The sequence below is a fragment of the Pseudomonas sp. NFACC43 genome (assembly GCF_900119645.1).
GTDB lineage: Bacteria > Pseudomonadota > Gammaproteobacteria > Pseudomonadales > Pseudomonadaceae > Aquipseudomonas.
Genome location: NZ_FPKK01000003.1, coordinates 62,660 through 84,970, shown reverse-complemented (window position 1 = coordinate 84,970; position 22,311 = coordinate 62,660). Strand labels below are relative to the sequence as shown.

Here is a 22,311-nt window from a genome sequence, read left to right as displayed (position 1 = left end):
AAATAAAGTTGCAGGCGGGCAATATTGCGGAAATCTCCAGGCAAGAAAACAGCGGCAGGATCGCGCCGTTGCCAGTCGATCAGCCAACCACGGGTTCGGTTCTGGGCGGGCGTTGGGCGACACCTCTCCATTCCTTGCCGAGATAGCCTCGTATGCCGAAGTTCAAACCCGCGCCGCTACGTGTTGGATCCTCCCTGGTCATTGCACTGGCGGCACTCGCCAGCGGCTGCACCAGTACACCCGCTGCAAAGCCCGGCAGTTGCGAAAGCGTTCCGTACACCGTCCACGATCCTGCGCAGCCCATCAACCGTGGGATCTTCGCTTTCAACCGCACGGTGGACGATTATGCGCTGGCCCCGGTGGCCCGCGGGTATCGCAAGCTGCCGGACGCGGTCCAGACAGGCGTGCACAACTTCGTGGCCAACTTCGGCGAGCCCAAGGTGTTCATCAACGACCTGCTGCAAGGCAATGCGCAACGTTCGGTCAATACCCTGGGACGTTTCGTCATCAACTCGACCGCAGGCATCGTCGGGCTGATCGATGTCTCGGGCAAGCTCGGGATCGAGCGCCACAAAGCCGATTTCGGCCAGACATTCGGGGTCTGGAACCTCGCCCCGGGGCCCATCGTCGAGCTGCCGTTGCTGGGCACCGCCAACCTGAGGGACGCCACGGGCAAGGTGGTGGGTTTCGTGGTCGATCCGTTCGCAGGCGACAGCGACACCCTGGACACCCTGGGTACGATCAACACCGCAGGCGGCATCGTCGATGGTCGTGCGCAGGCGCTCCCGCAAACCGACCAGTTACGCACCCAACCGGATTACTACGTGGCCCTGCGTGACGCGGTGGCGCAACAGCGCGCCGATTTTGTCGCACAAGGCAAGCTGGGGGCGGTCACCCCGCAATGCGCGCAGGAACAGGCCGATGACTAACCAGGCGCTGGTGTTGCGACGACACACCAAGACCCTCAGCCGGGGCGGGCTGCAGTGTCGTGAGGTGGAGCTGCGGCTGGCCGAGGATGGCCATCATGTGTTGCTCAGTCGTTACGTCGAGCGCTACCACCATGAGCAAGGCGGTGAGTGCATCGTCCAGCATCATCAGGTGTCGATGGCGACCCTGATACGTTGGATGACCGAGCATGGAGAGCGGGTGAGGGCGTAGCCGCCAGCCTTGCCTGGCGGTGGGAACGCTTCGTGCACCGGCGCGGATTTGGCCGTCCGTGTCTAGAAACATTTTTACACACTTCGTCGACAATAAAGGTTGTACGACGTCGTATGTAGTGTGTTCGACTAGCTCCGTTTCTTACAAAAAAAATAAACGGAGACTCCATCTCATGACGAGCATTCCTACCGTCGAGGGTCAGGCCGCAGCGTCTACCCAAAGCCGCTTCGTCCGCATCCTGAAGCTTCTTGGTCCTGGAATCATCGCAGTATTGTCCTGGCTGGGCGCAGGCGACCTGATCACGTCTTCCGTGGCCGGGGCAAACTACGGCTACGCCATGATGTGGGTGTTGGCAGTGTCGCTGCTGTTGCGCTACCTGATCGTCAACATCATCGCGCGTTTCCAGCTCTGCAATAACCAGGGCATGACCATCCTGCAAGGCTATGCCCAGCTCAACCCGTTCTTCGCCTGGTTCCTGCTGGTGTACGCGCTGCTGATGGGGCATCTGATGAATGCCTACATGATCAAGGGCGCCGGCGAATCCCTGGCCATGCTGCTGAAGGTGGATTACCCCCTGGCTTGCTCGATGGCCGTGGTGCTGGCGGTGTGGCTGCTGGTCGGGCGCAATATCTATTCGATGATCGAAGGCGTCATGAAGGCGCTGCTGGCAATCATGACACTGGCCTTCATCGCCCTGGCTGTCATGTCCGGCCCGGATGTCGCCGGTATCGTGCGGGGCACCATCGGCTTCAGCATTCCACCCGATGAAGGCGTACACGGTGCGTTGCTGGTGGCCGTCTCGGTCATCGGTGCGGTCGCCGGCTCCATCGCCAACTTCGTGCACCCCTATGTCATGCGCCAGAAGGGCTGGACAGGTCCCGAGCACAAGCGCATCCAGCGCAACGACCTGCTGTTCGCGGTGTTCGTCGGGATCGTCATCAACCTGGCGATATGGATCGTCGGCGCGGAAATCCTGCGGCCCAACGGCATAGAGGTCAAAACCCTGGGCGACCTGGGCAAGGCCCTGGAACTGTTCTTCGGCCCGATCGGCTGGTATGTGTTCTTCGTCGGCGTGTTCGCCACGCTGTTCGCCAGTATTTCCGGCAAGACCACCGCTTTCCCGATGCTCATCACCGATGCCTTCCAGCACGTGCGGCCCGAGCGCCGGGAGCGGTATGGCAAGGAGTTCCACCGCGATCCGATGCACAAGTGGTTCATGCTGTTCATCCTGGTCACGCCGCTGATCTGGTCGTTCCCCGGCATGCCTGACTTCGTCACGCTGACCATCGGGGTCAGTGCCCTGAACATCATCGGCTTGCCGGTGATTTCCCTCGGACTGCTGATCATGTCCAACCAGAAATCGTTGCTGGGCAAGGAGTACCGCAACAACCTGTTCGAGAACATCGCCCTGGCCTTTGCCACCGGCCTGGCGCTGTGGGTCGCGTTCCAGCTGGGTGTCGACCTGTTCACTTGAGGCCGGGCCGCGCCCATCCGCTTGCCGCAGTGCCATGTCGCTGCGGCAGGCCGTTCATCACACCGACCATGGCGCAACGGGCGCACTGCTAGACTTTGCCGACCCGTGCCATTTCGGAGAATCCGGATGAACAAGAACAGAATCTGCCTGTGGTATGACGGTGCGGCGCTGGACGCCGCGCAGTTCTATGCCGCGACGTTTCCCGACAGCACGGTGGATGCCGTGCATCACGCTCCCGGTGATTATCCGGCCGGCAAGGAAGGCGACGTGCTGACCGTGGAGTTCACGGTGATGGGCATTCCTTGTCTCGGGCTCAACGGCGGCGCCCTGTTTCCCCACAGCGAGGCCTTCTCGTTCCAGGTCGCCACCGATGACCAGGCCGAAACGGACCGGCTGTGGAATGCGATTATCGACAACGGCGGCCAGGCCAGCGCCTGTGGCTGGTGCAAGGACAAGTGGGGGCTGTCGTGGCAGATCACGCCTCGGGTCCTGAGCAACGCGATCGCCAACCCCGATAGAGCCGCCGCCAAGCGCGCGTTCGAAGCCATGATGCAAATGAGCAAGATCGACATCGCGACGATCGAGGCGGCGGTCAAAGGCTGACACGATATCACCGGCGCCGCCGATTCCTTGCGCGAGCGAGCCTGCTCGCGATGGCGCCGCTGGCCTGCGCCGACCCACTTAGCCCCCAGCGGCGTCAGGCACTTTGGCGATCACCTTGATCTCGAACTCAAACCCATACAACCAGGTCACGCCCACCGCCGTCACCGTCGGGTGCGGCGCGTTGCCCCAGAACTCAGGCACCACTTCCCATATCTTCTCGAAGGTGGACTGTGGATCGACCATGAAAACGGTCACGTCCACCACATCGTCAAAGGTGCAACCGGCGGCTGCCAGGATCGCGTTCAGGTTGTTGAAGGCGCGCCGGACCTGGGCTTGCAGGTCGGCTTCCGGCGAACCGTCTTCCAGGCTGCCCACTTGTCCCGATACGAACAGAAACCCATTGGAGCGCACGCCTGGAGAGTAGCGGTTGCGCTCGTAAAGCGCCTGGCGTCCAGGGGGGAAAACAACGTCACGCTGTGTCATAGATACCTCCATCAAAAAGGTCGGACCTGACCCGAAATCAACGATGAAGGCACTCTAGGGGCTTGTGCCGAGGCGATAAACGAGCAACCTTGGCGATCACTGTTTGTAAAATCCAAACAATCCGATGAGCCGGGGCAACCATGGACCGTTTCGATGCGATGCAGGCGTTCGTTCGCGTGGTGGAGGCGGGCAGCTTCACCAAGGCGGCTGAAACACTGCACATGAGCAAGACCACCGTGACCCAGCTGGTGCAGCAACTGGAGGCACGGTTGCGGGTCAGGCTGCTCAACCGCACCACGCGCAAAGTCAACGTGACCGCCGACGGCGCCGTCTACTACGAGCGGGTCATCCGCCTGCTGGCCGACATGGACGATGCCGAGACCAGCCTGTCCGGTGCCCAGGCCTTGCCCAGGGGCCGGCTGCGGGTGGACGTGCCGAGCCCGCTGGCCGCCCTGATCCTGGTGCCGGCATTGCCGGCGTTCTACGCGCGATACCCCGACATCCAGATCGACCTGGGGGTGAGCGATCGCATCGTCGACATGATCGACGAGAACGTCGATTGCGTGGTGCGCGGCGGTGAGCTGACGGACCAGTCATTGATCGCCCGCCGCATCGGCGATCTGGCCCTGGGGGTCTTCGCCTCGCCGGACTACCTGGCACGGGTGGGCACGCCTGTGCATCCGCGAGAGCTGGAAGAGGCGCCGCATCGCATCGTCGGCTTCCTGTGGGCGCGCACCGGCAAGGCCGTGCCGTATGCCATGCGCAATCACAGCGAGCAGCTGCATATCAAGGGACGCCATGCCCTGGCCGTCGACGACGGCAACGCCTACCTGGCCGCCGGCCTGGCGGGGCTGGGGGTGCTCTGGTTGCCGGAATACATGTCCAGGCGCCACGAGGCCCAGGGCGAGTTGGTGCGCCTGTTCCACGGCTGGCGCCTGGATCCGATGCCGCTTTACCTGGCCTACCCACCGAACCGGCACATCAGCGCCAAGCTGCGGGTGTTCATCGCCTGGGTGTCGGAGCTGATGGCGGAACATGCGCCTATCATTGAACGTCATCCGTTGTAAGTCGAATCCGATTGCAGAGGAGAACATGATGGAACGATTCACCGGCGGTTGCCTGTGCGGCGATGTGCGCATCGAGGCTTCGGGGCGCCCTTATCGAGTCGGCCTTTGTCACTGCCTGGACTGTCGCAAGCATCACGGCGCGCTGTTTTTCGCAGCGGCCGTGTTCCCCCAGGACGCGGTGACGATCCAGGGCCAGACACGGGAATATGCCGGGCGACATTTCTGCCCCCGCTGCGGTTCGTCGTTGTTCGCTCGCAGCTCCGATGAAATCGAAGTGCACCTGGGCACCCTCGACGCTCCCGACCAACTGGCGCCTACCTACGAAAGCTGGACCGTGCGCCGCGAAGGCTGGCTGCCGCCGTTTCCGCTTGCACACCATTACTCACGGGACCGTGACGGCCAGGGGCGGTTCGAGGATTGATCGGCTTCATCGACCGGGCTAGCTGCGCGAACCTGACGGACGATAGAGCAAGACAGGCTCTGCTACGCCGGGCCCGCGCCGTCATTGCCCGTCTGGATCAGCGAACTCACCCGCTGGCCGAGCTCGTTCAAGCTGAACGGCTTGGTCAATATCCGGGTGTGCGCATCGGCCGTCACCAGCCTTTCGCCCTCGGCGAAACCGGTGATGAACAGCACCTTGAGCCGTGGATGCCTGGCTCTCATTTCCCGGGCCAGGGCGATGCCGTTCATGGCGCCGGGCAGGCCGATGTCGGTCAGTAGCAGATCCACAGGGCCGGTCTTTTCGGCCTGCTTCAAGGCCGAAACGCTGTCCAGCGATTCGATGACGCGGTAGCCGGTTTCAGCCAGGAATTCGGCCACCATCTGCCGGATGGCGGCTTCGTCGTCCACCAGCAGGATGGTTTCGTTGTTGCCCGGCTGCAACGACGTCGTCTCCTCCGAGCCGGGCTGTGGCGTGGTGGCGGACGGCTGGCTGACCACCGGGAAATACATCGTCACGGTGGTACCCACCCCGACGCTGCTCCGGATCCTGACCTGTCCGCCAGACTGCTGGACAAACCCGTAGATCATCGACAGGCCCAGGCCGGATCCTTCGCCAATGGGCTTGGTCGTGAAGAACGGATCGAACACCCGGGACAGGATGTCGGCGCTGATACCGGTGCCTGTGTCCACCACCGAGATGTCGACGTAGGGGCCCGACGGCAGCATCTTCTCGTCGGCGGACTGTTCATCGATCAGGCGACTGTGCACGTTCAACTTCAGGGCGCCGCCCCCGGGCATGGCATCCCGGGCATTGATCGCCAGGTTCAGCAGGGCGTTTTCCAGCCCGTTGGGATCGCATCGGATCGGGTCGTTGCCACTGAAAGAGCACTCGACCTGGATACTGGGCCCCACGGAGCGCCGGATCATTTCTTCCAGGCCCGCCACGACAATCCGTGGTTCGAAGACTTCGGGCTGGAGCGACTGCTGCCTTGAAAAGGTCAACAGGCGCTGGGTCAATGCCGCCGCGCGGGTGGCCGAGGTCAGGGCGACGGAGTTGTAGCGTGACAGCTCGTCGTACCGGCCCTGGTCGATGTGCCGTTGCATCAGTTCCAGGCTCGACGTGATGCCGGCCAGGAGATTGTTGAAGTCGTGGGCGATACCGCCAGTCAGTTGCCCGACCGCTTCCATTTTCTGGCTCTGGCGCAGCTTGGACTCGGCCAAGGTGCGTTCCCGCTGCTCGCGTTCGAGCTGCTCGGTGCGCTTGGCGATGCGTTCCTCGAGCCGGTCGTTCCAGTCCCTCAGCGCGTTTTCCAGCTGGACGCGTTCATGGATGTCTTCAACGGTGCCATACCACTGCTCGCACTCTCCGGCAGGGCCCAGGCTGCAGAGCGCCCGGATCCTGAACCAGCGGTATTCGCCGTTGCTCTTGCGCAAACGCAGCTGGGTGTCGAAGGGTTGCAAGGTGGTAAGTGACAGCGTCCAGAGCCGGGCAAAGGCGATTCGATCATCGGGGTGGGCGGCGTTCAGCCACTGGCGGCCCAGGGTTTGTGTCGGCGAGCGCCCGGTGTACTCGTACCAGCGCTGATCCAGGGTCAGCACCGCGCCGAGGCTGTCGGCGGTCCAGGGCCACAGGGGATTGAGCTCGGCGGCGATTCGATAGTGTCGCTCGCTTTCGCGCAGTTTTTCTTCAGAGCGGCGCATGGCCTGCAATGCGTTGACCCGCCGCTGTGCCGCGCCGAGCAGGTTGCCGTATCCGCGCAGAAAGTCGATATCGCTTTCGCTGAACAGGCGGGGGCTGCGGCTGTCGACTTCGAAGATGCCGAACGGGTGCTTCTGCCCGGCGTCGTACACCAGCACGTTGACGAAGGCCCGGACCCCGTTGCGTATCTGGAAGTCGTGGTAGCGAAACCGGGTTTCGGTGGCGATGTCCGTGGAGATGACCGGGCTGCTGGTCTGCAGCGAATAGCGCTCCGGTGTCCCCGGCAACGCCTGTACGCGCACCTGGCCGACGACATCCGGTGTCCAGCCCACGCCGTTGCGCACCAGGAACGTCACGCCGTCTTCCTCCAGCCACATGAACTTGGCCAGGTGCGTGTCGAGCGCCTCGCTCACCAGGCGGCACGCCTGGTCAAGGATGTGCTCCAGGTCATCCGAGGCCAGGGCCAGCTCGCCGAACTCGGCCAGTACCTTGCGTTGGCGCAACAACGTGTCTTCGATTGCCATGGGGATCATCCGTGGTACGTCCTCAGTATCCGAGGGCCGGACGGCGGCGAGGTTCACAGCAATCGATGAGCGTTGCTCCGGGCGCTTCCGGCGAGGGTCTGGGTAACGCAAAAGCCCTTCCAGGGAAGGGCTTTTGCGAGGGGCAGGTGGGCGCGAGCCGGCTCGCGCCTACAGGGTTTATTCCTGGAGGAACTTCAGCAGATCCTGGTTGAGGCGATCCTTGTGGGTCTCGGTCAAACCATGGGGCGCACCTGCATAGACGATCAACCGGGCACCTTTGATCAGTGCGGCCGAAGCCCGGCCGGCGGCATCGATGGGCACGATCTGGTCGTCGTCGCCATGGATCACCAGCGTCGGCACGTCGAACTTCTTCAGGTCGGCGCGAAAATCCGTGGCCGAGAAGGCCGCGATCGAGTCATAGGTGTTCTTGCTGCCGCCCATCATGCCCTGCGCCCAGAAAGACTGGATCAGACCTTGAGATGGCTTGGCGCCCTTGCGGTTGTAGCCGTAGAACGGGCCCGAAGCGATGTCCAGGTAGAGCTGCGAGCGATTTTCCAGGGACGCCTTGCGCAGGCCGTCGAACACGGTGATCGGCAGGCCGCCGGGGTTGGTGTCGGTCTTGAGCATCAGCGGTGGCACGGACGAGACCAGTACGGCTTTCTTCACTCGCGCGGTGCCGTGGCGACCGATGTAGCGCGCCACTTCACCACCGCCGGTGGAGAAGCCCACCAGGGTGACATCCTTCAGGTCCAGCGCTTCGATCACCGCTGCCAGGTCGTCGGCGTAGTGATCCATGTCGTTGCCTTCCCAGGGCTGGCTGGAACGGCCATGGCCGCGGCGGTCGTGGGCGATGACCCGATAGCCCTTCGAGGCGAGGAACATCATCTGCGCTTCCCAGCTGTCGGAGTCCAGCGGCCAGCCGTGGCTGAAGGTCACTACCTGGCCGTTGCGAGGGCCCCAGTCCTTGTAGTAGAGCTGCACGCCATCCCGGGTGGTGATGTAGCTGGCGGACTGGACGACGCTGCCGACGGCGGACACGGTCGTACCGGCCTGGGCAGGCGTCGCGGCATGGGCGCTGAGGGTGGCGAGTGCGAGGGTGGCAATGGCCAGGGTGCGGTTGAAGGTGTTCATCGTTTCTCTCTCCATAAGGGGTGTGGTTCGATCTGCGGCGGTCGTCATCGATCGCGTTGGTGGGCAGATTAGAGAGAGTGGAGGGGGACGAGAACTGCATGCTATCGATAGCGACTATAAGGAAAACGGATAGCTGCGCTGCGCTTGGGTCGAGGGCTCCCCGAGCCCTCACGCATTGCGGCATGCAGACGCTCAATATCGATGGACGATGCCCAGCCGCCCCATGATTTCCAAGGCATCGACCAGGCCCAGGCCATTCATGGGCAGGCAGGCGAAGGCCTGGTATTCATCGAAATGCGTGCCGAGGGCCAGCAACTTCAGATCGTGGGCGTCGAGCCGGGCATTGAAATATTGCAGCACCGCCCGCTCCCAATCGCTGGCACGGTTGACGGCATCGACGGTGTCACGCTCAGGCGCGGGGATTTCGATACCCGACTGCCGTAGCGGGGCCAGGGCATTGACCGCATGGATCCCGCAGGACGACCACGCTTTCCAGTCGAACTCGGCCAACTGGTTGGCCGCGGTGAGTGCTGAGGCCACCTGCGTCCACGCCCAGTCCCACTGCGCGGTAGGCGCCGGCAGGTTCTCGACGAGCGCTTGGGCGTGGACCTCGTCGAACAGGCAATGGAACAGGTCGGCCAGCGTATCGGCCACATCGAGCCCGGGGCCTTGCGCCTGGGTGTCCAGGTCGCGGCTCAAGCGCTGCCAGAGGCTGTCCAGCTCCTGCCAGTCCTCTTCGTCCATCTCATCGTCGATCACCTGGGCCTTGTGCCCGCGCTGGTAGTTATCCAGCCGCGTCTTGTGCACGCGAACCTCACCTTCGGCAAGATGGACGGCATAGCTGGTGTGGTCCAGGTAGTTGGTCTGCAAAACGATGCGGTCTGGAAACACATCATGGACGAGGCTTTCCTCGGCATCGAAATACGTCGCGCCCTCGAACGTGCCATGGGCCTTGGTGATACGTTGAAACGACAGCGGATCGATTGGATTCATAGGGCAAGCGCCTGCAGGAGGGCGGGAGCGGATGCGCCGGGGCAGGTGCACCGCTTTTTCAATGGCGCTGATCCTACACCAAGGTACCGGGGTTGCTGAATCCCGGGTTCTGCAAGGAAAAATCCGAAGGCTCGAACCGCTCGCCAGTGTCCATGCGCACGTTGCGCAGCCCCACGGTCTCCAGGTGCGAGGCGTATAACGTCTCGGCAAAATAGCTGATCAGAATGGAGCGCCGGCGCGTGCCCATGGAATTCAGGCTGCCGGCATGCACCAGGTCGACATCGAGCACCAGGATGTCACCGGCGCAGCCCGCCAGCTGCACGGAGCGTGACTCATCGGCGAAGTCGAAGGCCGGTTCCCCCGGCCCGGGGCGATGGCTGCCGGGAACGAGACGGGTCGCACCGTTGCCAAGGCCATAGTCATCGAAAAAAGCCAGGGCAATCGCAACGTCGCCGGGCCGTTTGGCTGACAGGTCCCGATGCAACGGCTGATGGCCGCCACCGGCAAGAGGTTCGCGTCCTTCCACCTGGGACAGAAAGAACCGCTCGGCGATCAACTCGCCTGCTACCGCCAGCACCTGGGGCAAACGACACACTGCCTGCACCGTCTCATTGTCATCCAGCATCGAATAACGCCAGCCCGTGCCACGCGGTACCGGCCATTGATCCGCCGGCCTCACGCCGGCATCGAAAGCCTTGCGCAGCGCCTCCAGCCACCCGGCCGGGATCGCCCGACGAAGCAGCGCGTAGCCATCGCGATGAAGTCGCTCGCGATCCGTCATGTCTTTCCTCGACTTGCGTACAAGGGCATCCGCAAGGCTAGCCGTCAAACCCAACCCAGACCACCCCGCATGGCAAATCGAAGGCGATCACCGGGACAATATCCCGCGCCACCGTTATCATGACGCCACCATCCAGAAAAGGACTTCACCGATGAAGCGTCTGTTCGCCTGTACCTTCCTGGCGCTGGCTGTTGCCGGCTTTGCCAACGCCGAAGAAAGCACCTTCGAAGAAACCAACCAATGCACGCAAGACATCGACTGCCAAGGTGACTTGATCTGCAAGAACGGCCTGTGCGATCTGCCCCAGCCGCAACAAAGCCCCGTGGCAAAAACCACCACCACCCAAAAAGCCGCACCGTCGGCACCGCCCGGCGTAGCCTACCAGGCGCTGCCCATCAATACGGAGCGTGCAGGCCCCTTCACGACCCAGCCCCAGGGCACGGGAACCGCGCTGAACTACCGATCCCGTGCCGGTGTGATCAACGTCATGGAATCGGTCGTCGAACAGGCCGAATACACCGGCTATGTGACCATCGAAAGGGCCTTCACATTTGGCCCGAGCCGGTACGTGGTGGTCGTGTCCACCGGCGAGGGCGGCAATGCCTGCCCGGCGTCCACCTATGTCTTGAGCTTCGACACCGAGGCCGAGCGGGTCGATGGCAAGCAAGAGGTCAAGGGTTGCTCGGAACGGGTGGAGGTTGAGGCGCAGGGGAATAAGTTGCTGGTGAAGAAGGAGGACGGTGAGGTGACGGTTTATAACGGGGTTGTGCAATAGGCAAGGACTCGTCCACACAATCATGCAGGCAGGGCCCGATCCCGCTGTAACCCCAACGGAATTTCTCAACATGCATTTGCGTTCAAGCCTGTTTTGCCTGTGTCTTTTCAGTGGCCTGACCCAGGCAGCCGTCGACTGTTCAGCCCTGGCGGAAAAGCTATCGGGGACGGTGCCGGAATTTCATCCGCCGCTACAAGGCAAGGTCATTGGCAGCGGCCGCCTGCATTTCCACGAAGCCCCGGACGAGGCCTGCGCCAACAAGAAAATCTTCGTCATACCCGGCGACTCCCTCACCCTCTACTCCAGCCTTGAAGACGAGTCATGGCTGGAAGTGAACTTCATCGCCAAGAGCGGAGATGACTTTACCGGTTGGGTGAGGGCGGATCGGGTGGAGATCGGCGAGTCTTATGGAGCACCATCGGGTGAGGCTGGGGATTCGGCGGAGGGGGATGACCAGTAAGCGTTGGGTAGCGATGAATACGCTCAGTTGAGGTGTGCTTACAGGTTGGGGAGGTGGTGAGTGAGTCTTGATCTGCGCATAGAGGCTGACCTGTATGCTCCGACGATGATGGCAGTCTTTTACTTCTCCAGAGAGCCAGGCTGTGCAATTTCTGTCAATGTCATTCCGACCTCAGGTGCGGCCTTCCATTGAAATAACTTGCAACCCTTGAGTGATTGAGAAACCGCACGCGCCTCTCTAAATTTTTTCTCACAACGCCGGGCCCCTCTGACAGCGAATCGCTGCCATGTCGGAGTTGCAGTTTGTACAACTTCGACATCAGAGGAGGGGGCTCATGACTGCCCTGGAAGCGTTCTTTCTTGCCGAGTTTCTCGGCACCGCCAGCTGGTTGTGGCTCGTTTTTGTCAGCATCGTCTTGAGCCTGTTGATCTTTGACCTCGGGGTGCTGCACCGTGAGCATCGAGAAATCGGCGTTCGTGAAAGCCTGTTACTGTCTGCCGGCTATGTCACGGCTGGCTTGCTGTTCGGCCTCTGGGTCTGGCAGGTCAAGGGCGGTGATGCCGGGATGGATTTCTACACCGGCTTTCTTATCGAAAAATCGTTGTCGATGGACAACGTTTTCCTCATGGCGATGATCTTCAGCTTTCTCTCAATTCCGCGTAAGTATCAGCACGAGGTGCTGTTCTGGGGCATTCTCGGTGTCATAGTGCTGCGCGCTATCATGATTGGCCTAGGTGCAGCGCTGATCGCCGAGTTCAGTTGGATTCTCTATGTATTCGGCATCTTCCTGCTGTTGACCGGGGTAAAGATGCTGTTCAGCAAGATCGATGCCCACCCGAACCTTAGCGATAACTTGCTGGTGAAGTTCCTGCGCAAACACATGCGGGTCACCGATCGCTTGCATGAAGAGCGCTTCTTCGTCCGCCAGGTGGATGCCAATGGCAAGTCCGTGGTCTGGGCGACGCCGTTGTTCCTGGCCTTGGTGTTGATCGAGTGCGCCGACCTGGTATTCGCTGTGGACAGCGTGCCGGCGATCTTTGCCATCACCCAGGACCCCTTCATCGTCTACACCTCGAACATTTTCGCCATTCTCGGCCTACGTGCGCTGTATTTCGCTCTGGCGGCGATGATCCACCGCTTCGCCTACCTCAAGTACGCCTTGGCGCTGGTACTGGTGTTCATCGGCGGCAAGATCTTCATGGTCGGCATCATCGGCAAGATTCCGGCAGTCTTTTCTCTGGGGGTAACGGTGGCTTTGCTGTTGGGCGGTGTGCTGCTGTCGCTTTGGAAAACCCGCGACCAAACCTCCGCTGGTCCCCAGGTTTAGATCCAGAAAACCGTCGGCTGCCAAACGAAAACAGTAAACCCGGCGCGAGGGCCGGGTTTGGAAACATATGCCAGTTACGCTTGCAGCGGATATCGTCCGTAGAAGTTGCACTGATAACAAACTAAAACGCCACCTCAGAACCTCTCTTCGCTGCATAACTGGCAACCAGACCGAGCCGTGTCTATTGTTTTGGGCGACAAATTGCTACGGGAGGCATGGACATGAGTCATAGCACTTCGCCCACCGCTGCGGCGCTGGGGAACACGGGCATGGTAGCCACAGCCTTATGGGGCTCGGACAAGATCGGCGGCATCACGGTCGATCCGGACGGTGCCATCTGGCTTGGCGCCTACAGCCGCCTGGGCCTGGGAGGCGAAGAGGATTCGGGCTTCACCGGCAGCCTGGTCCGGTTCAATGCCGACGGTAGCCTGGACCGCAGCTACAGTGCAGACGGCAAATCCCTCCTGCCTGTGTCGCTCGATATCGAGGACGGCGGTAATGCCGCGGTGCAGCCGGGCGGGGGCTACCTGGTGGCTCAGTACGTGAAAGTCGGCGATGCCTGGGTGTCGGGCGTAAGTCGTACCTTGGCTGACGGCCGCCTCGATACGAGTTTCGGCAACGGCGGAACCGCGACCGTGCCGTTCTACTGGAATGAATCTCTAGGCCAGCAAGCGTCGTTCTCCGTGCAGCGCGACGGCAGCTTTTTCGCGAGCGCTGCGTATCCCACTGGGGAAATCTATATCGCCCGCTTCGACGCGACGGGGGCCCTGGTCTCGTCTTTCGCAGAGGGCGGGGTCCTGCACCTGCCAGCATCCGTCGGCATTCAACCCCGCGGTACGATCGACGTTTCCTTGCAGGAAGACGGAAAAGTACTGGTCACGGGGCAGGACACCCTGACCCGCCTTAACCAGGACGGTACCCTGGATAGCAGCTTTGCCAACGGCGGCAGCCTGGCCCTGGATGTTCATGCAAACGCCCTCGTTATCCAGGAGGACGGCAAAATCCTGCTGGCGGGCGCCTCGGGCGGCGTGGCGACGGTCACGCGGCTCAACGCCGATGGCTCGCTCGACACCGGGTTCGGTGATCAGGGGCAGGTGAGCTGGGGCTCGCAAAGTGCGCCTTTCGCAGTCGCCGACATGGTGGTGCTGGCCGACGGCAGGGTGTTGATTGGGGGAAGCCAGGGGACGAAGGCGGACGGTTATCTGGCCGCCCTGGTTCAGTTGAACCCCGACGGTAGCCTGGATCACAGCTTCGGCAATCCCGACGACGGCTATTACCACCTTGACGGTAGCCAGAATGATGACTTCTTGCTGGGTACCGACTCGTTCGACGATGCCATCGTTGGCGGGGCCGGTAACGATCTGCTCGATGGCCAGCAAGGTCGCGACCTGCTGACGGGCGGCGTCGGGGCCGATACGTTCCGTTACGAGTCAGTCGCAGACAGCTACCGAACCGTAACCACGGCCCATAGCGACCGAATCACCGACTTCGACCCCAACACCGATACGATCGATCTCTCATCCCTGGGCTTCCTCGGGCTGGGCAATGGACATGACGGAACGCTGGCGATACGAGTCAATGAAAGCGGAACGCGGACCTACCTCAAGAGTTTCGATGCCAACGCGGAGGGGGAACGCTTCGAATTGGTCTTCGACGGTGACTTGAGCCAAACGCTGAATGAAACCAATATCCTGTTCCAGCAAGCCAGGTTGACGGGCACCGAAGAGTCCGATCGTCTACAGGGCAACGCCCGAGGCGAAATCATCGAAGGGTTCGCGGGGGATGACCGCCTCTATGGCGCACTGGGAAATGATGTGCTGGTAGGCGCAGAGGGCCGGGACCTGCTGGCAGGTGGCGGTAACAACGATGTGTTCCGCTTCGACGCGCTGAGCGACAGCTACCGTACCGCCACCGAAAACCACACGGATCGGCTGCTTGACTATACGGTGGGTGAAGACACCATCGATTTGTCCGCCCTGGGCTTTACCCGGCTGGGAAATGGCTACAACGGCACGTTGGACGTGGTTGTCAATGAAGCCAAGAACCTGACCTACTTGAAGAGCTACGAAGCCGACGCCAATGGAGCTCGATTCGAGTTGAGCCTGGCAGGGGACCACTCCGGGTACCGTAACCTGGACATCATCTTCGCCGAGCCTGCGGGAGATGAAGTCTTCCAATTGATCGGAGTGACTGACCTCTGGGTGTGAACGCCAACCTGGTCATTCCTTGCCTTGGGCCGATTCCTGAGCGGTCCAAGGCGCTATGCGCGTGGAAGACCTCCATATAGGGCAGCTTTAGGTCGATCGCTGGCCTTGGTCATTGCACCTACCCAGCACCCAACCCCCTCAACACATCCAACACATGTTGCGTAGACCGCTCGACCTCGCCACCCCGGTGGGCAATCCCCAGTTCACGCCACAACAAGGGCTGCAATGGCCTCATGACGATTCGTGTATCGGGCAATGGCGTGGAGGCTTCATGGGGCAGTAACGTTGCGCCATAGCCGGCAGCCACCAGGCTTTTTATCGCATCGTTGTAGTTCAGTTGAATTCGCGGCGTAGGCTGGCGTTCATCATTGGCGAACCATTCCGACGTCAAGCGCGAAAGCCGTGTGGTGCTGTCGTTCAGAATCAAGGGTTGGGCGGCCAGCCAACCGGGTGTCACGATGTCCGGGCAGTCCCAGCGAGCCGGCAAGAAGGCCATGACCGGGTCGCGTCGCCATGGCTCGATCCGCAACCCCTTCACCGGGGGCTGTGGCAGCGCGACCAGGCCGATTTCCAACGAGCCCTCGGCAAGCTTCTTCAACGTCTCCTGGGAGGTAAGCACGGCGACCTGCACATCGATAGCGGGATGGCGTTGGTCTAACGTCTCCAACGCTTGCGGCAGCAACTGGGCGATGGCCCCTGTGGAGGCCCCCAGCCGCACACGCCCGGCCAAGCCCTGTACCTGACGCTCGACGTCCTCAAGCGCCTGTTCCGCATCCGCCAACAGGCGCCGCGCGCGGTCCACCAGTGTTTCGCCAATCGTCGTAGGCTGAATGCGTCCACGGGTACGTGACAACAGCTGACCACCAACCCGCGACTCCAGATCGGTGATATGCAAGCTGACGGTGGGGGGCGCAAGGTGCAAGGCACGAGCGGCCTCGGCAAACGAGCCCAGGTCGACAATGGCTACCAAGGTGCGCAGGCGGTCCAGGCTGATTTCACGCATGGGTCATTCCATATTCAGGAAAACTGAATTCAATCGTTTGGAAATTCAACTTTTCCAATCTTAGCCGTTCCCTGAAGATGGAATCTCCTGATTTCCTGTGTCCGGGAGCTTTCCATGGCGATTCCTCACCTGTTCATCGACGGCGACCAAGGCACCACCGGGTTGCAAATCCATCAGCGTTTAAGCGGGCGGACCGATCTGCGGCTTGTCACGCTCAGCTCCGAACATCGCAAGGATCCGCAACGCCGCGCTGAAATCATCAACGACTGCGACATCGCCATTCTTTGCTTGCCCGACCCGGCTGCACGCGACGCGGTAGCGAGCATAAAAAACCCCGCTGTACGGGTGATCGACGCAAGCTCCGCGCACCGTACCCATCCAGACTGGGTCTACGGCTTCGCGCAGATGAACGCACAGCAGGCCAGACGAATCGCCACGGCGCGGCGGGTCAGCAACCCCGGTTGCTATCCCACGGGAGCGATAGGGCTGCTGCGTCCATTGCTGGAGGCTGGGTTGCTTCCCACGGACTACCCGATGAGCATTCACGCCGTGTCGGGCTATTCCGGAAAAGGGCGCGTCGGCGTACAAGAGTATGAGGGTGAGGGCGCATCGCAGGCTCCCGCGTTCCAGGTCTACGGTCTGGGGTTGGCGCACAAACATATTCCGGAAATACAGCAGCACAGCGGTTTGACGGAGCGGCCGATGTTCGTACCGGCCTACGGGGCTTTTCGCCAGGGCATCGTGCTGACCATCCCGTTGCAATTTCGCTTGCTGGCGCCAGGCGTGGATGCGATGCGGTTGCATGCCTGCCTGATGCAGCACTACGCCGACGCCCCCTCTGTACAGGTCATGTCGATGCAAGAGGCTAAGGAGCTGACATACCTTGATCCCCAGGCCCTCAACGGGACTGACGGTTTGCGTTTAGTGGTGTGTGAAAATGACGAGACGGGACAGGTTCTGTTGGCGGCGGTATTCGACAATCTCGGGAAGGGGGCCGCTGGCGCGGCGGTGGAGAATCTGGATTTGATGATGGCGTGAGGATTTTTCATCAGCATCTTGATCGCTAGGAGGGAGCTTGGCACCGAAAGCTATTCTGTTCGATCTGGACAACACGCTCACCCATCGTGCGCTCAGTATTGACCGCTACGTTGAGCGATTTCTGGATGAGTTCAAGGGTGAAATCTCGGGAGTGGACCCCCGTCGGATCTCCCATCTGATCGCACGCACCGATAACGGTGGGTATCTGCGACCGGAGTCTGAATACTCTTCCATCCGTGAGGCGGTTGGGTACACGTTGGCTCAGGAGTTGAAGTGGCGCGGGCCAATCGATCCCAAGCGATTGATCACCCATTGGATCAATCACTTTCCGAGCGCTGCGGTTGAAATGCCAGGCGCTGGCGCGATGATTCAAGCGCTTCGTCGCAAGGGAATTGCCATCGGTGTCATCTCCAATGGCGCCGAGCATTCGCGACGGCAGACCCTGAAGGCACTGCCCTTCGGGGATGCCATTGAGACGATGATTTGCTCTGAAACGTGGGATGTTTCGAAACCGGCGCCTGAAATATTCCATCAGGGAGCGAAGGCATTGGGGGCCCGTCCCGAGCATTGCTGGTTTGTGGGGGATCACCCGCAGAATGATTACCTGGGTGCCACAGCCGCCGGAATGCTTGCCGTCTGGTTGAGTGGATTCCATCCGTGGCCCGCGAACATAGCACCAGCGGAGCGCTCCATTGAAACATTGAAAGAGCTCGTGGACATGCTTACAACCTGATAGCGGTACCTGACGATCAATTGGCATATCACCGTCTAATCGACGTAGGTCTGCTGGATCAGATCGTGCACTGCTCGCCCTTTCTGACCAGACTTTGACCGAGTGGCTGCCCTCAGGGCTTGCTCCCCATCCGACCTTGGGTCGCCCCGTTTTTACACCCATCAAGGGGACGGATGCCGCAAGTTCTGACTAATTGAAAGTCATTATCATTTGATATACTCTCGCGATTCTTCCTTGCTAGAGTCGCATGCGTGTCCTGGCCATCCGATCCTCATTCCGCCGACGGCCAGTTCGAGAGCCATTCGAACGAACTGCTGCGCTTTCTCACACGTCAGGTGAAGTGTGAAGAGCTGGCGGCCGACCTGCGCCAGGAAACCTGGTTGCGCTTTCGTCGGCGCGAGTCCGGGACGGAAATCGGCAATCTTCGCGCGTTTCTCTACCGCATCGCGCGCAACCTGATCATCGACTACCGCCGCCAGCAAAAATCCCGCCCGGTCGAGGAGCAGATATCCATCGAATTGGTCAGTGCCCAGCCGGGTCCGGAGCGAGCGGCAAGCGACGCCCAGCGCCTGGAGCGACTGCAGCGCGTGGTCGAGGGTTTGCCCCCGCACCTGCGCCAGGCGTTGTTGTGGAATCGCCTGGACGGGCTGACCCAGCGTGAGATCGGCGAGCGCCTGGGTGTCTCGGAAAGTATGGCCGGACGCTATATCCTGAAGGCCCTCGAACACTGCCAGCAGCAGATGGACCCGCAGCCGTGAATCATCCTTCGCTTCTCGACCAGGCCCGACAGTGGCAGGTGCTGCTGCACTCCGGCCGCGCCACCGCTGCCGATCGCGCTGCCGCGCAGGCCTGGCGCCAGGCGGCGCCCGAGCACGAGCAGGCGTTGCGTGAGGTGGAAGGGCTGTGGTCGTTGCTCGGCCAGATAGAACGTCCGGCCGAGCAGCCTCAGGTGCGCGTGCTGCGTCGTCGTCGACTGTGGGCGGCTCCGCTGGCCTGCGCCGCGATGCTGTTGCTCGCCCTGTGGCTGCCGCGCGGCACCTGGATTGGCCTGTATGCCGACATCAGCACCCAGCCGGGCGAGGTGCGCGAGGTGCGTCTGGCCGATGGTTCGCTGTTGACCCTCAACGGCGATTCGGCGCTGGACTGGCAGTTTGTCGACGGTCGTCGCGAGGTCAGGCTGTACCGTGGCGAGGCGGATTTCCAGGTCGCCCATGACCCGGCCCGGCCGTTCATGGTCAGTGCCGGCGAGGCGCGCATCCGCGTCACCGGCACGCGCTTCGATGTGCGTCTGGAGGAGGGCGGTGTCGACCTCGCAGTCAGCGAGGGCCGAGTGCTGGCCTCCAGCGCGGGCGGCGAGCCGCGGCCCGTGGTCGGCGGGCAGCAGGTGCAGTGGCGCGGCGGGGCGCTGCAGGCGCCGCAAGCACTGGATGCGCGCCAGCGCCTGGGCTGGCAGCGCGGCAAACTGGTGTTCCGCGACCGGCCCCTGGAGCAAGTGTTCGCCGAACTCGAGCGCAGCCAGTCTGCGCGGGTGCTGTTTGTCGATGACGCCGCTCGCCGCCTACAGGTGACCGGCGTGTTCGCCCTTGACGATCCGCAGGCGGTGTTGAGCGCTGTGGAAACCACCTTGCCTGTGCGCCTGGTGCGCCTGCCGGGGTTGATCCTGGTCGCGTCACGTCGCTGAGACCCGCGCCGCGCCTGTACCTTCAAGAAAAAAGAAAATATTTGGGCGGCGATGGTTCAGAAATCATCGCCGCCTTCGTCTTCCGTTCCTGCAAATGCGACTTCTTCGTATTGATAGCCAAGGACATCAGCATGCGGTCGACTTCCTTCCTCGCGGCGCTAGCCGTTCTCCCCCTGGCCATTACTGCCGCACAGGCGCAGGCCGTCGAGCTCGACGTGCCGGCCCAGCGCCTCGACTCGGCGCTCACCGACTTCGCCGAGCAGGCCAATGTACGGCTGCTCTATGACGCCGGCCTGACCCGTGGCAGCGGCATGGTGCCGGCACTCAAGGGCGATTATTCGGTGGTCGACGGTCTGCAGCAGTTGCTGGAGGGCAGCGGCCTGACCTTCCAGGCCGGCGGCGACGGCACCATCACGCTGGTGCCGCTGCCCGAGCAGGGCGTGTTGGAGCTGGGTTCGACCACCATCAATGGAATCACCGAAGGCCGTGTCGACCTGCCGGCCGAGTACGCCGGCGGGGAGGCGGCGCGGGGTGCGCGCATCGGTGTGCTGGGCAACCAGGACATGCAAGATGTGCCCTTCGCTTTCTCCAGCTACACCTCCGAGTTGATCGAGAAGCGCCAGGCGCAGACCCTGGCCGATGTGCTGGCCAGCGATCCGGGCGTGCGTCAGTCGTTCGGTTTCGGCAACTTCTCCCAGGTGTTCGTCGTGCGCGGGTTCCAGCTGTTCAGCGACGACATTGCCTTCAACGGCCTGTACGGCATTCTGCCGCGCCAGATCATCTCCACCGAGTCGGTCGAGCGGGTCGAGGTATTCAAGGGGGCCAACGCCTTCGTCAATGGCGTATCGCCGTCGGGCAGCGGTGTCGGCGGGGCGATCAACGTGGTCTCCAAGCGTGCCCAGGACACCCCCACGCGCAGCGCCACCCTGGACTATGCCAGCAACAGCCGGGTAGGCGGCCACCTCGACCTGGGCCAGCGCTTCGGCGAGGACAACCGCTTCGGCGTGCGGGTGAACCTGGCCCAGCGCGAGGGCGAGACCGCGGTGGACGATGAACACTCGCGCTTCAGCCTGGCCACCCTCGGTCTGGACTACCGCGGTGACCGTCTGCGCCTGTCTGCGGACTTCGGTTACCAGAAGCAGCGGGTCAACGAAGGGCGCTCGGTGGTCTACCTGACCACGACGGGGCCGACCAGCCGGCTCAATGGCAAGACGCCGTCGGCACCGGATTCCGACCACAACTACGCGCAACCCTGGAGCTGGTCGCAGCTCGAAGACACCTATGGCATGTTCAGCGCCGAGTATGACCTGTCGCCCACCTGGACCGCCTACCTGAGCGCCGGCGGCAAATACACGCGGGAGAACGGTGTCTACGCCTCGAACTATGTCTATGGCGCGAATGGCGACGCCCGTATCGGTCGCCTCTATTCGCCGCTGGACCAGGAAACCCTCAGCGCTGTCACCGGGCTGCGCGGCGAACTCGCCACCGGGCCGGTCAGCCACCGCATCAACCTGGCCGCCAATGGCATCTGGCAAGAGAAGCGCAACGCGTTCGAGTCCACCGCGGCGGGCAGTCGTGGCTTCGGCAACCTGTATGAGGGCCAGCCCGTGGCCGAGCCGCCGGCCACCAGCGTCTCCGGCGATATCCACGACCCGGACACCACCGCCAAGGTGCAGAACCGTAGCCTGGCGGTGTCCGACACCCTGGGCTTGCTCGACGACCGCGTGCTGCTGACCCTGGGCGTACGCCGCCAGTCCATCGGCGCCGATGCCTGGAACGCGGCCAGCGGTGCCCGCACCTCCAACTATCAGGAAAGTATTACCACGCCGGCCTATGGCCTGGTGATCAAGCCCACCGAGTACCTGTCGCTCTATGCCAACCGCGTCGAGTCTCTGCAACAGGGCCCGACTGCGCCTGCCGCCGCACTCAACAACGGCGAGATGTTCGCGCCTTATCGCTCCAAGCAGACCGAGGTGGGCGCCAAGCTCGACTGGGGCACCTTCGGCGGCAGCCTCAGCCTGTTCCGCATCGAGCAGCCGCAGGGCGTGCTCGGCGGCGACGGCTACTACCGGGTGGATGCCGAGCAGCGCAATCGCGGCGTGGAATTGAGCCTGTTCGGCGAACCGCTGGACGGCCTGCGCCTGCTGAGCGGCGCCACCTGGACCAAAGCCGAACTGCGCGGCACCGCTGGCGGGCGCGACGATGGCAACCAGGCGGTGGGGGTGCCCAAATTCCAGTTCAATCTGGGCGCCGACTGGGATGTGCCCGGCTTGCCCGGGGTGAGCCTGAACGGCCTGCTACTGCGCACCGGCGGCCAGTTCGTAGACAGCGCCAACGAATACAGCATCCCCGCCTGGACCCGCGTCGACCTGGGCGCACGCTATCGAACAAAGATGGATGGCCGCGCGCTGACCTTCAACGCGATGCTGGAGAACGTCGCCGACGAGAACTACTGGGCCTCGGCCAATGGTGGTTATCTGACCCAAGGGGCGCCGCGTATGCTGAAGGTGTCGGCTACTGTTGATTTCTGAGGTTGCCGGCGATTAACGAGGCGCCGTCGCAAGTTGTGTGATTATGCGAAAGGCGGTTTTGCCAGACGCTCCGAGAGGCTGCATTTGCGGCCTCTGTCGTCGGCTGGAGTCAGCCAGAAACCGCCACTGCAATCGCGGCATCCGAGCCTATCTTCGTGCACCCGGCAGCGCTCCGTAAAAAGGGGCAGTCTGTCGTTTTCCA

21 protein-coding genes are annotated in these 22,311 nt (G+C 62.3%); 15 read left to right on the top strand and 6 right to left on the bottom strand.

What is annotated here, in order from left to right:
• Positions 1 to 152 precede the first annotated feature (152 nt).
• The 4 genes from BT179_RS07235 to BT179_RS07220 all read left to right on the top strand — a co-directional run bounded on the left by BT179_RS07235 (position 153) and on the right by BT179_RS07220 (position 3,235).
• A complete protein-coding gene (locus BT179_RS07235; RefSeq protein WP_072430620.1) occupies positions 153 to 929 on the top strand; it encodes an MlaA family lipoprotein in 777 nt (258 codons plus the stop codon).
• On the top strand, positions 922 to 1,158 hold the full coding sequence (locus tag BT179_RS07230) for a hypothetical protein (protein ID WP_072393005.1): 237 nt from the start codon (positions 922 to 924) through the stop codon (positions 1,156 to 1,158). The genes BT179_RS07235 and BT179_RS07230 overlap by 8 nt, the downstream gene beginning before the upstream one ends.
• A gap of 172 nt (positions 1,159 to 1,330) precedes the next feature.
• Complete coding sequence (locus tag BT179_RS07225; protein WP_072393008.1) at positions 1,331 to 2,632, top strand: Nramp family divalent metal transporter; 1,302 nt, start codon at positions 1,331 to 1,333, stop codon at positions 2,630 to 2,632.
• 126 nt (positions 2,633 to 2,758) lie between these two features.
• On the top strand, positions 2,759 to 3,235 hold the full coding sequence (locus tag BT179_RS07220) for a VOC family protein (protein WP_072393012.1): 477 nt from the start codon (positions 2,759 to 2,761) through the stop codon (positions 3,233 to 3,235).
• A gap of 78 nt (positions 3,236 to 3,313) precedes the next feature.
• Here the strand turns inward: BT179_RS07220 and BT179_RS07215 are convergent, their stop codons facing one another.
• Positions 3,314 to 3,718: a RidA family protein gene (locus BT179_RS07215; RefSeq protein ID WP_072430619.1), complete on the bottom strand. Its 405-nt coding sequence runs from the start codon at positions 3,716 to 3,718 to the stop codon at positions 3,314 to 3,316.
• Between the two features lie 140 nt (positions 3,719 to 3,858).
• On the opposite strand from BT179_RS07215, the gene BT179_RS07210 reads away from it, so the two are divergent.
• Entirely contained in the window at positions 3,859 to 4,785 is a 927-nt protein-coding gene (locus BT179_RS07210; RefSeq protein ID WP_072393018.1) for a LysR family transcriptional regulator, read from the top strand.
• A 28-nt stretch (positions 4,786 to 4,813) separates the two neighbouring features.
• Positions 4,814 to 5,206 carry a GFA family protein gene (locus BT179_RS07205; RefSeq protein ID WP_072393021.1) on the top strand — a complete coding sequence of 131 codons (393 nt, stop codon included), beginning with the start codon at positions 4,814 to 4,816 and terminating at the stop codon, positions 5,204 to 5,206.
• A gap of 62 nt (positions 5,207 to 5,268) precedes the next feature.
• Here BT179_RS07205 and BT179_RS07200 read toward each other — a convergent pair whose 3' ends face one another.
• The 4 genes from BT179_RS07200 to BT179_RS07185 all read right to left on the bottom strand — a co-directional run bounded on the left by BT179_RS07200 (position 5,269) and on the right by BT179_RS07185 (position 10,354).
• Entirely contained in the window at positions 5,269 to 7,449 is a 2,181-nt protein-coding gene (locus BT179_RS07200; protein WP_083568876.1) for an ATP-binding protein, read from the bottom strand.
• Between the two features lie 177 nt (positions 7,450 to 7,626).
• Entirely contained in the window at positions 7,627 to 8,580 is a 954-nt protein-coding gene (locus BT179_RS07195) for an alpha/beta fold hydrolase (RefSeq protein ID WP_072393028.1), read from the bottom strand.
• Between the two features lie 192 nt (positions 8,581 to 8,772).
• Positions 8,773 to 9,573: a DUF6630 family protein gene (locus tag BT179_RS07190; protein WP_072430617.1), complete on the bottom strand. Its 801-nt coding sequence runs from the start codon at positions 9,571 to 9,573 to the stop codon at positions 8,773 to 8,775.
• 73 nt (positions 9,574 to 9,646) lie between these two features.
• Complete coding sequence (locus BT179_RS07185; protein ID WP_072430616.1) at positions 9,647 to 10,354, bottom strand: phytanoyl-CoA dioxygenase family protein; 708 nt, start codon at positions 10,352 to 10,354, stop codon at positions 9,647 to 9,649.
• On the opposite strand from BT179_RS07185, the gene BT179_RS07180 reads away from it, so the two are divergent.
• From BT179_RS07180 to BT179_RS07165, 4 genes are all read left to right on the top strand, one after another.
• A complete protein-coding gene (locus tag BT179_RS07180) occupies positions 10,353 to 11,129 on the top strand; it encodes a hypothetical protein (RefSeq protein ID WP_177305101.1) in 777 nt (258 codons plus the stop codon). The genes BT179_RS07185 and BT179_RS07180 overlap by 2 nt on opposite strands.
• A gap of 70 nt (positions 11,130 to 11,199) precedes the next feature.
• On the top strand, positions 11,200 to 11,589 hold the full coding sequence (locus BT179_RS07175) for a hypothetical protein (RefSeq protein WP_072393037.1): 390 nt from the start codon (positions 11,200 to 11,202) through the stop codon (positions 11,587 to 11,589).
• Positions 11,590 to 11,923: 334 nt separating this feature from the next.
• A complete protein-coding gene (locus BT179_RS07170) occupies positions 11,924 to 12,916 on the top strand; it encodes a TerC family protein (RefSeq protein WP_072430615.1) in 993 nt (330 codons plus the stop codon).
• A 215-nt stretch (positions 12,917 to 13,131) separates the two neighbouring features.
• Entirely contained in the window at positions 13,132 to 15,123 is a 1,992-nt protein-coding gene (locus BT179_RS07165) for a M10 family metallopeptidase C-terminal domain-containing protein (RefSeq protein WP_256343833.1), read from the top strand.
• 118 nt (positions 15,124 to 15,241) lie between these two features.
• Here the strand turns inward: BT179_RS07165 and BT179_RS07160 are convergent, their stop codons facing one another.
• Positions 15,242 to 16,126 carry a LysR family transcriptional regulator gene (locus BT179_RS07160; protein WP_072393057.1) on the bottom strand — a complete coding sequence of 295 codons (885 nt, stop codon included), beginning with the start codon at positions 16,124 to 16,126 and terminating at the stop codon, positions 15,242 to 15,244.
• 114 nt (positions 16,127 to 16,240) lie between these two features.
• On the opposite strand from BT179_RS07160, the gene argC reads away from it, so the two are divergent.
• The 5 genes from argC to BT179_RS07135 all read left to right on the top strand — a co-directional run bounded on the left by argC (position 16,241) and on the right by BT179_RS07135 (position 22,109).
• Entirely contained in the window at positions 16,241 to 17,164 is a 924-nt protein-coding gene (argC, locus tag BT179_RS07155) for an N-acetyl-gamma-glutamyl-phosphate reductase (RefSeq protein ID WP_072430613.1), read from the top strand.
• Positions 17,165 to 17,201: 37 nt separating this feature from the next.
• Positions 17,202 to 17,897: an HAD family hydrolase gene (locus BT179_RS07150; protein WP_072430612.1), complete on the top strand. Its 696-nt coding sequence runs from the start codon at positions 17,202 to 17,204 to the stop codon at positions 17,895 to 17,897.
• Positions 17,898 to 18,148: 251 nt separating this feature from the next.
• Entirely contained in the window at positions 18,149 to 18,655 is a 507-nt protein-coding gene (locus BT179_RS07145; RefSeq protein WP_072399132.1) for an RNA polymerase sigma factor, read from the top strand.
• Positions 18,652 to 19,578 carry a FecR family protein gene (locus BT179_RS07140; RefSeq protein WP_072399130.1) on the top strand — a complete coding sequence of 309 codons (927 nt, stop codon included), beginning with the start codon at positions 18,652 to 18,654 and terminating at the stop codon, positions 19,576 to 19,578. Before BT179_RS07145 ends, BT179_RS07140 begins: the two co-directional genes overlap by 4 nt.
• 131 nt (positions 19,579 to 19,709) lie before the next feature.
• The gene (locus BT179_RS07135) at positions 19,710 to 22,109 is read left to right on the top strand and encodes a TonB-dependent receptor (protein WP_072430726.1); all 2,400 of its coding nucleotides are present in this window, start codon (positions 19,710 to 19,712) and stop codon (positions 22,107 to 22,109) included.
• Positions 22,110 to 22,311 lie beyond the last annotated feature (202 nt).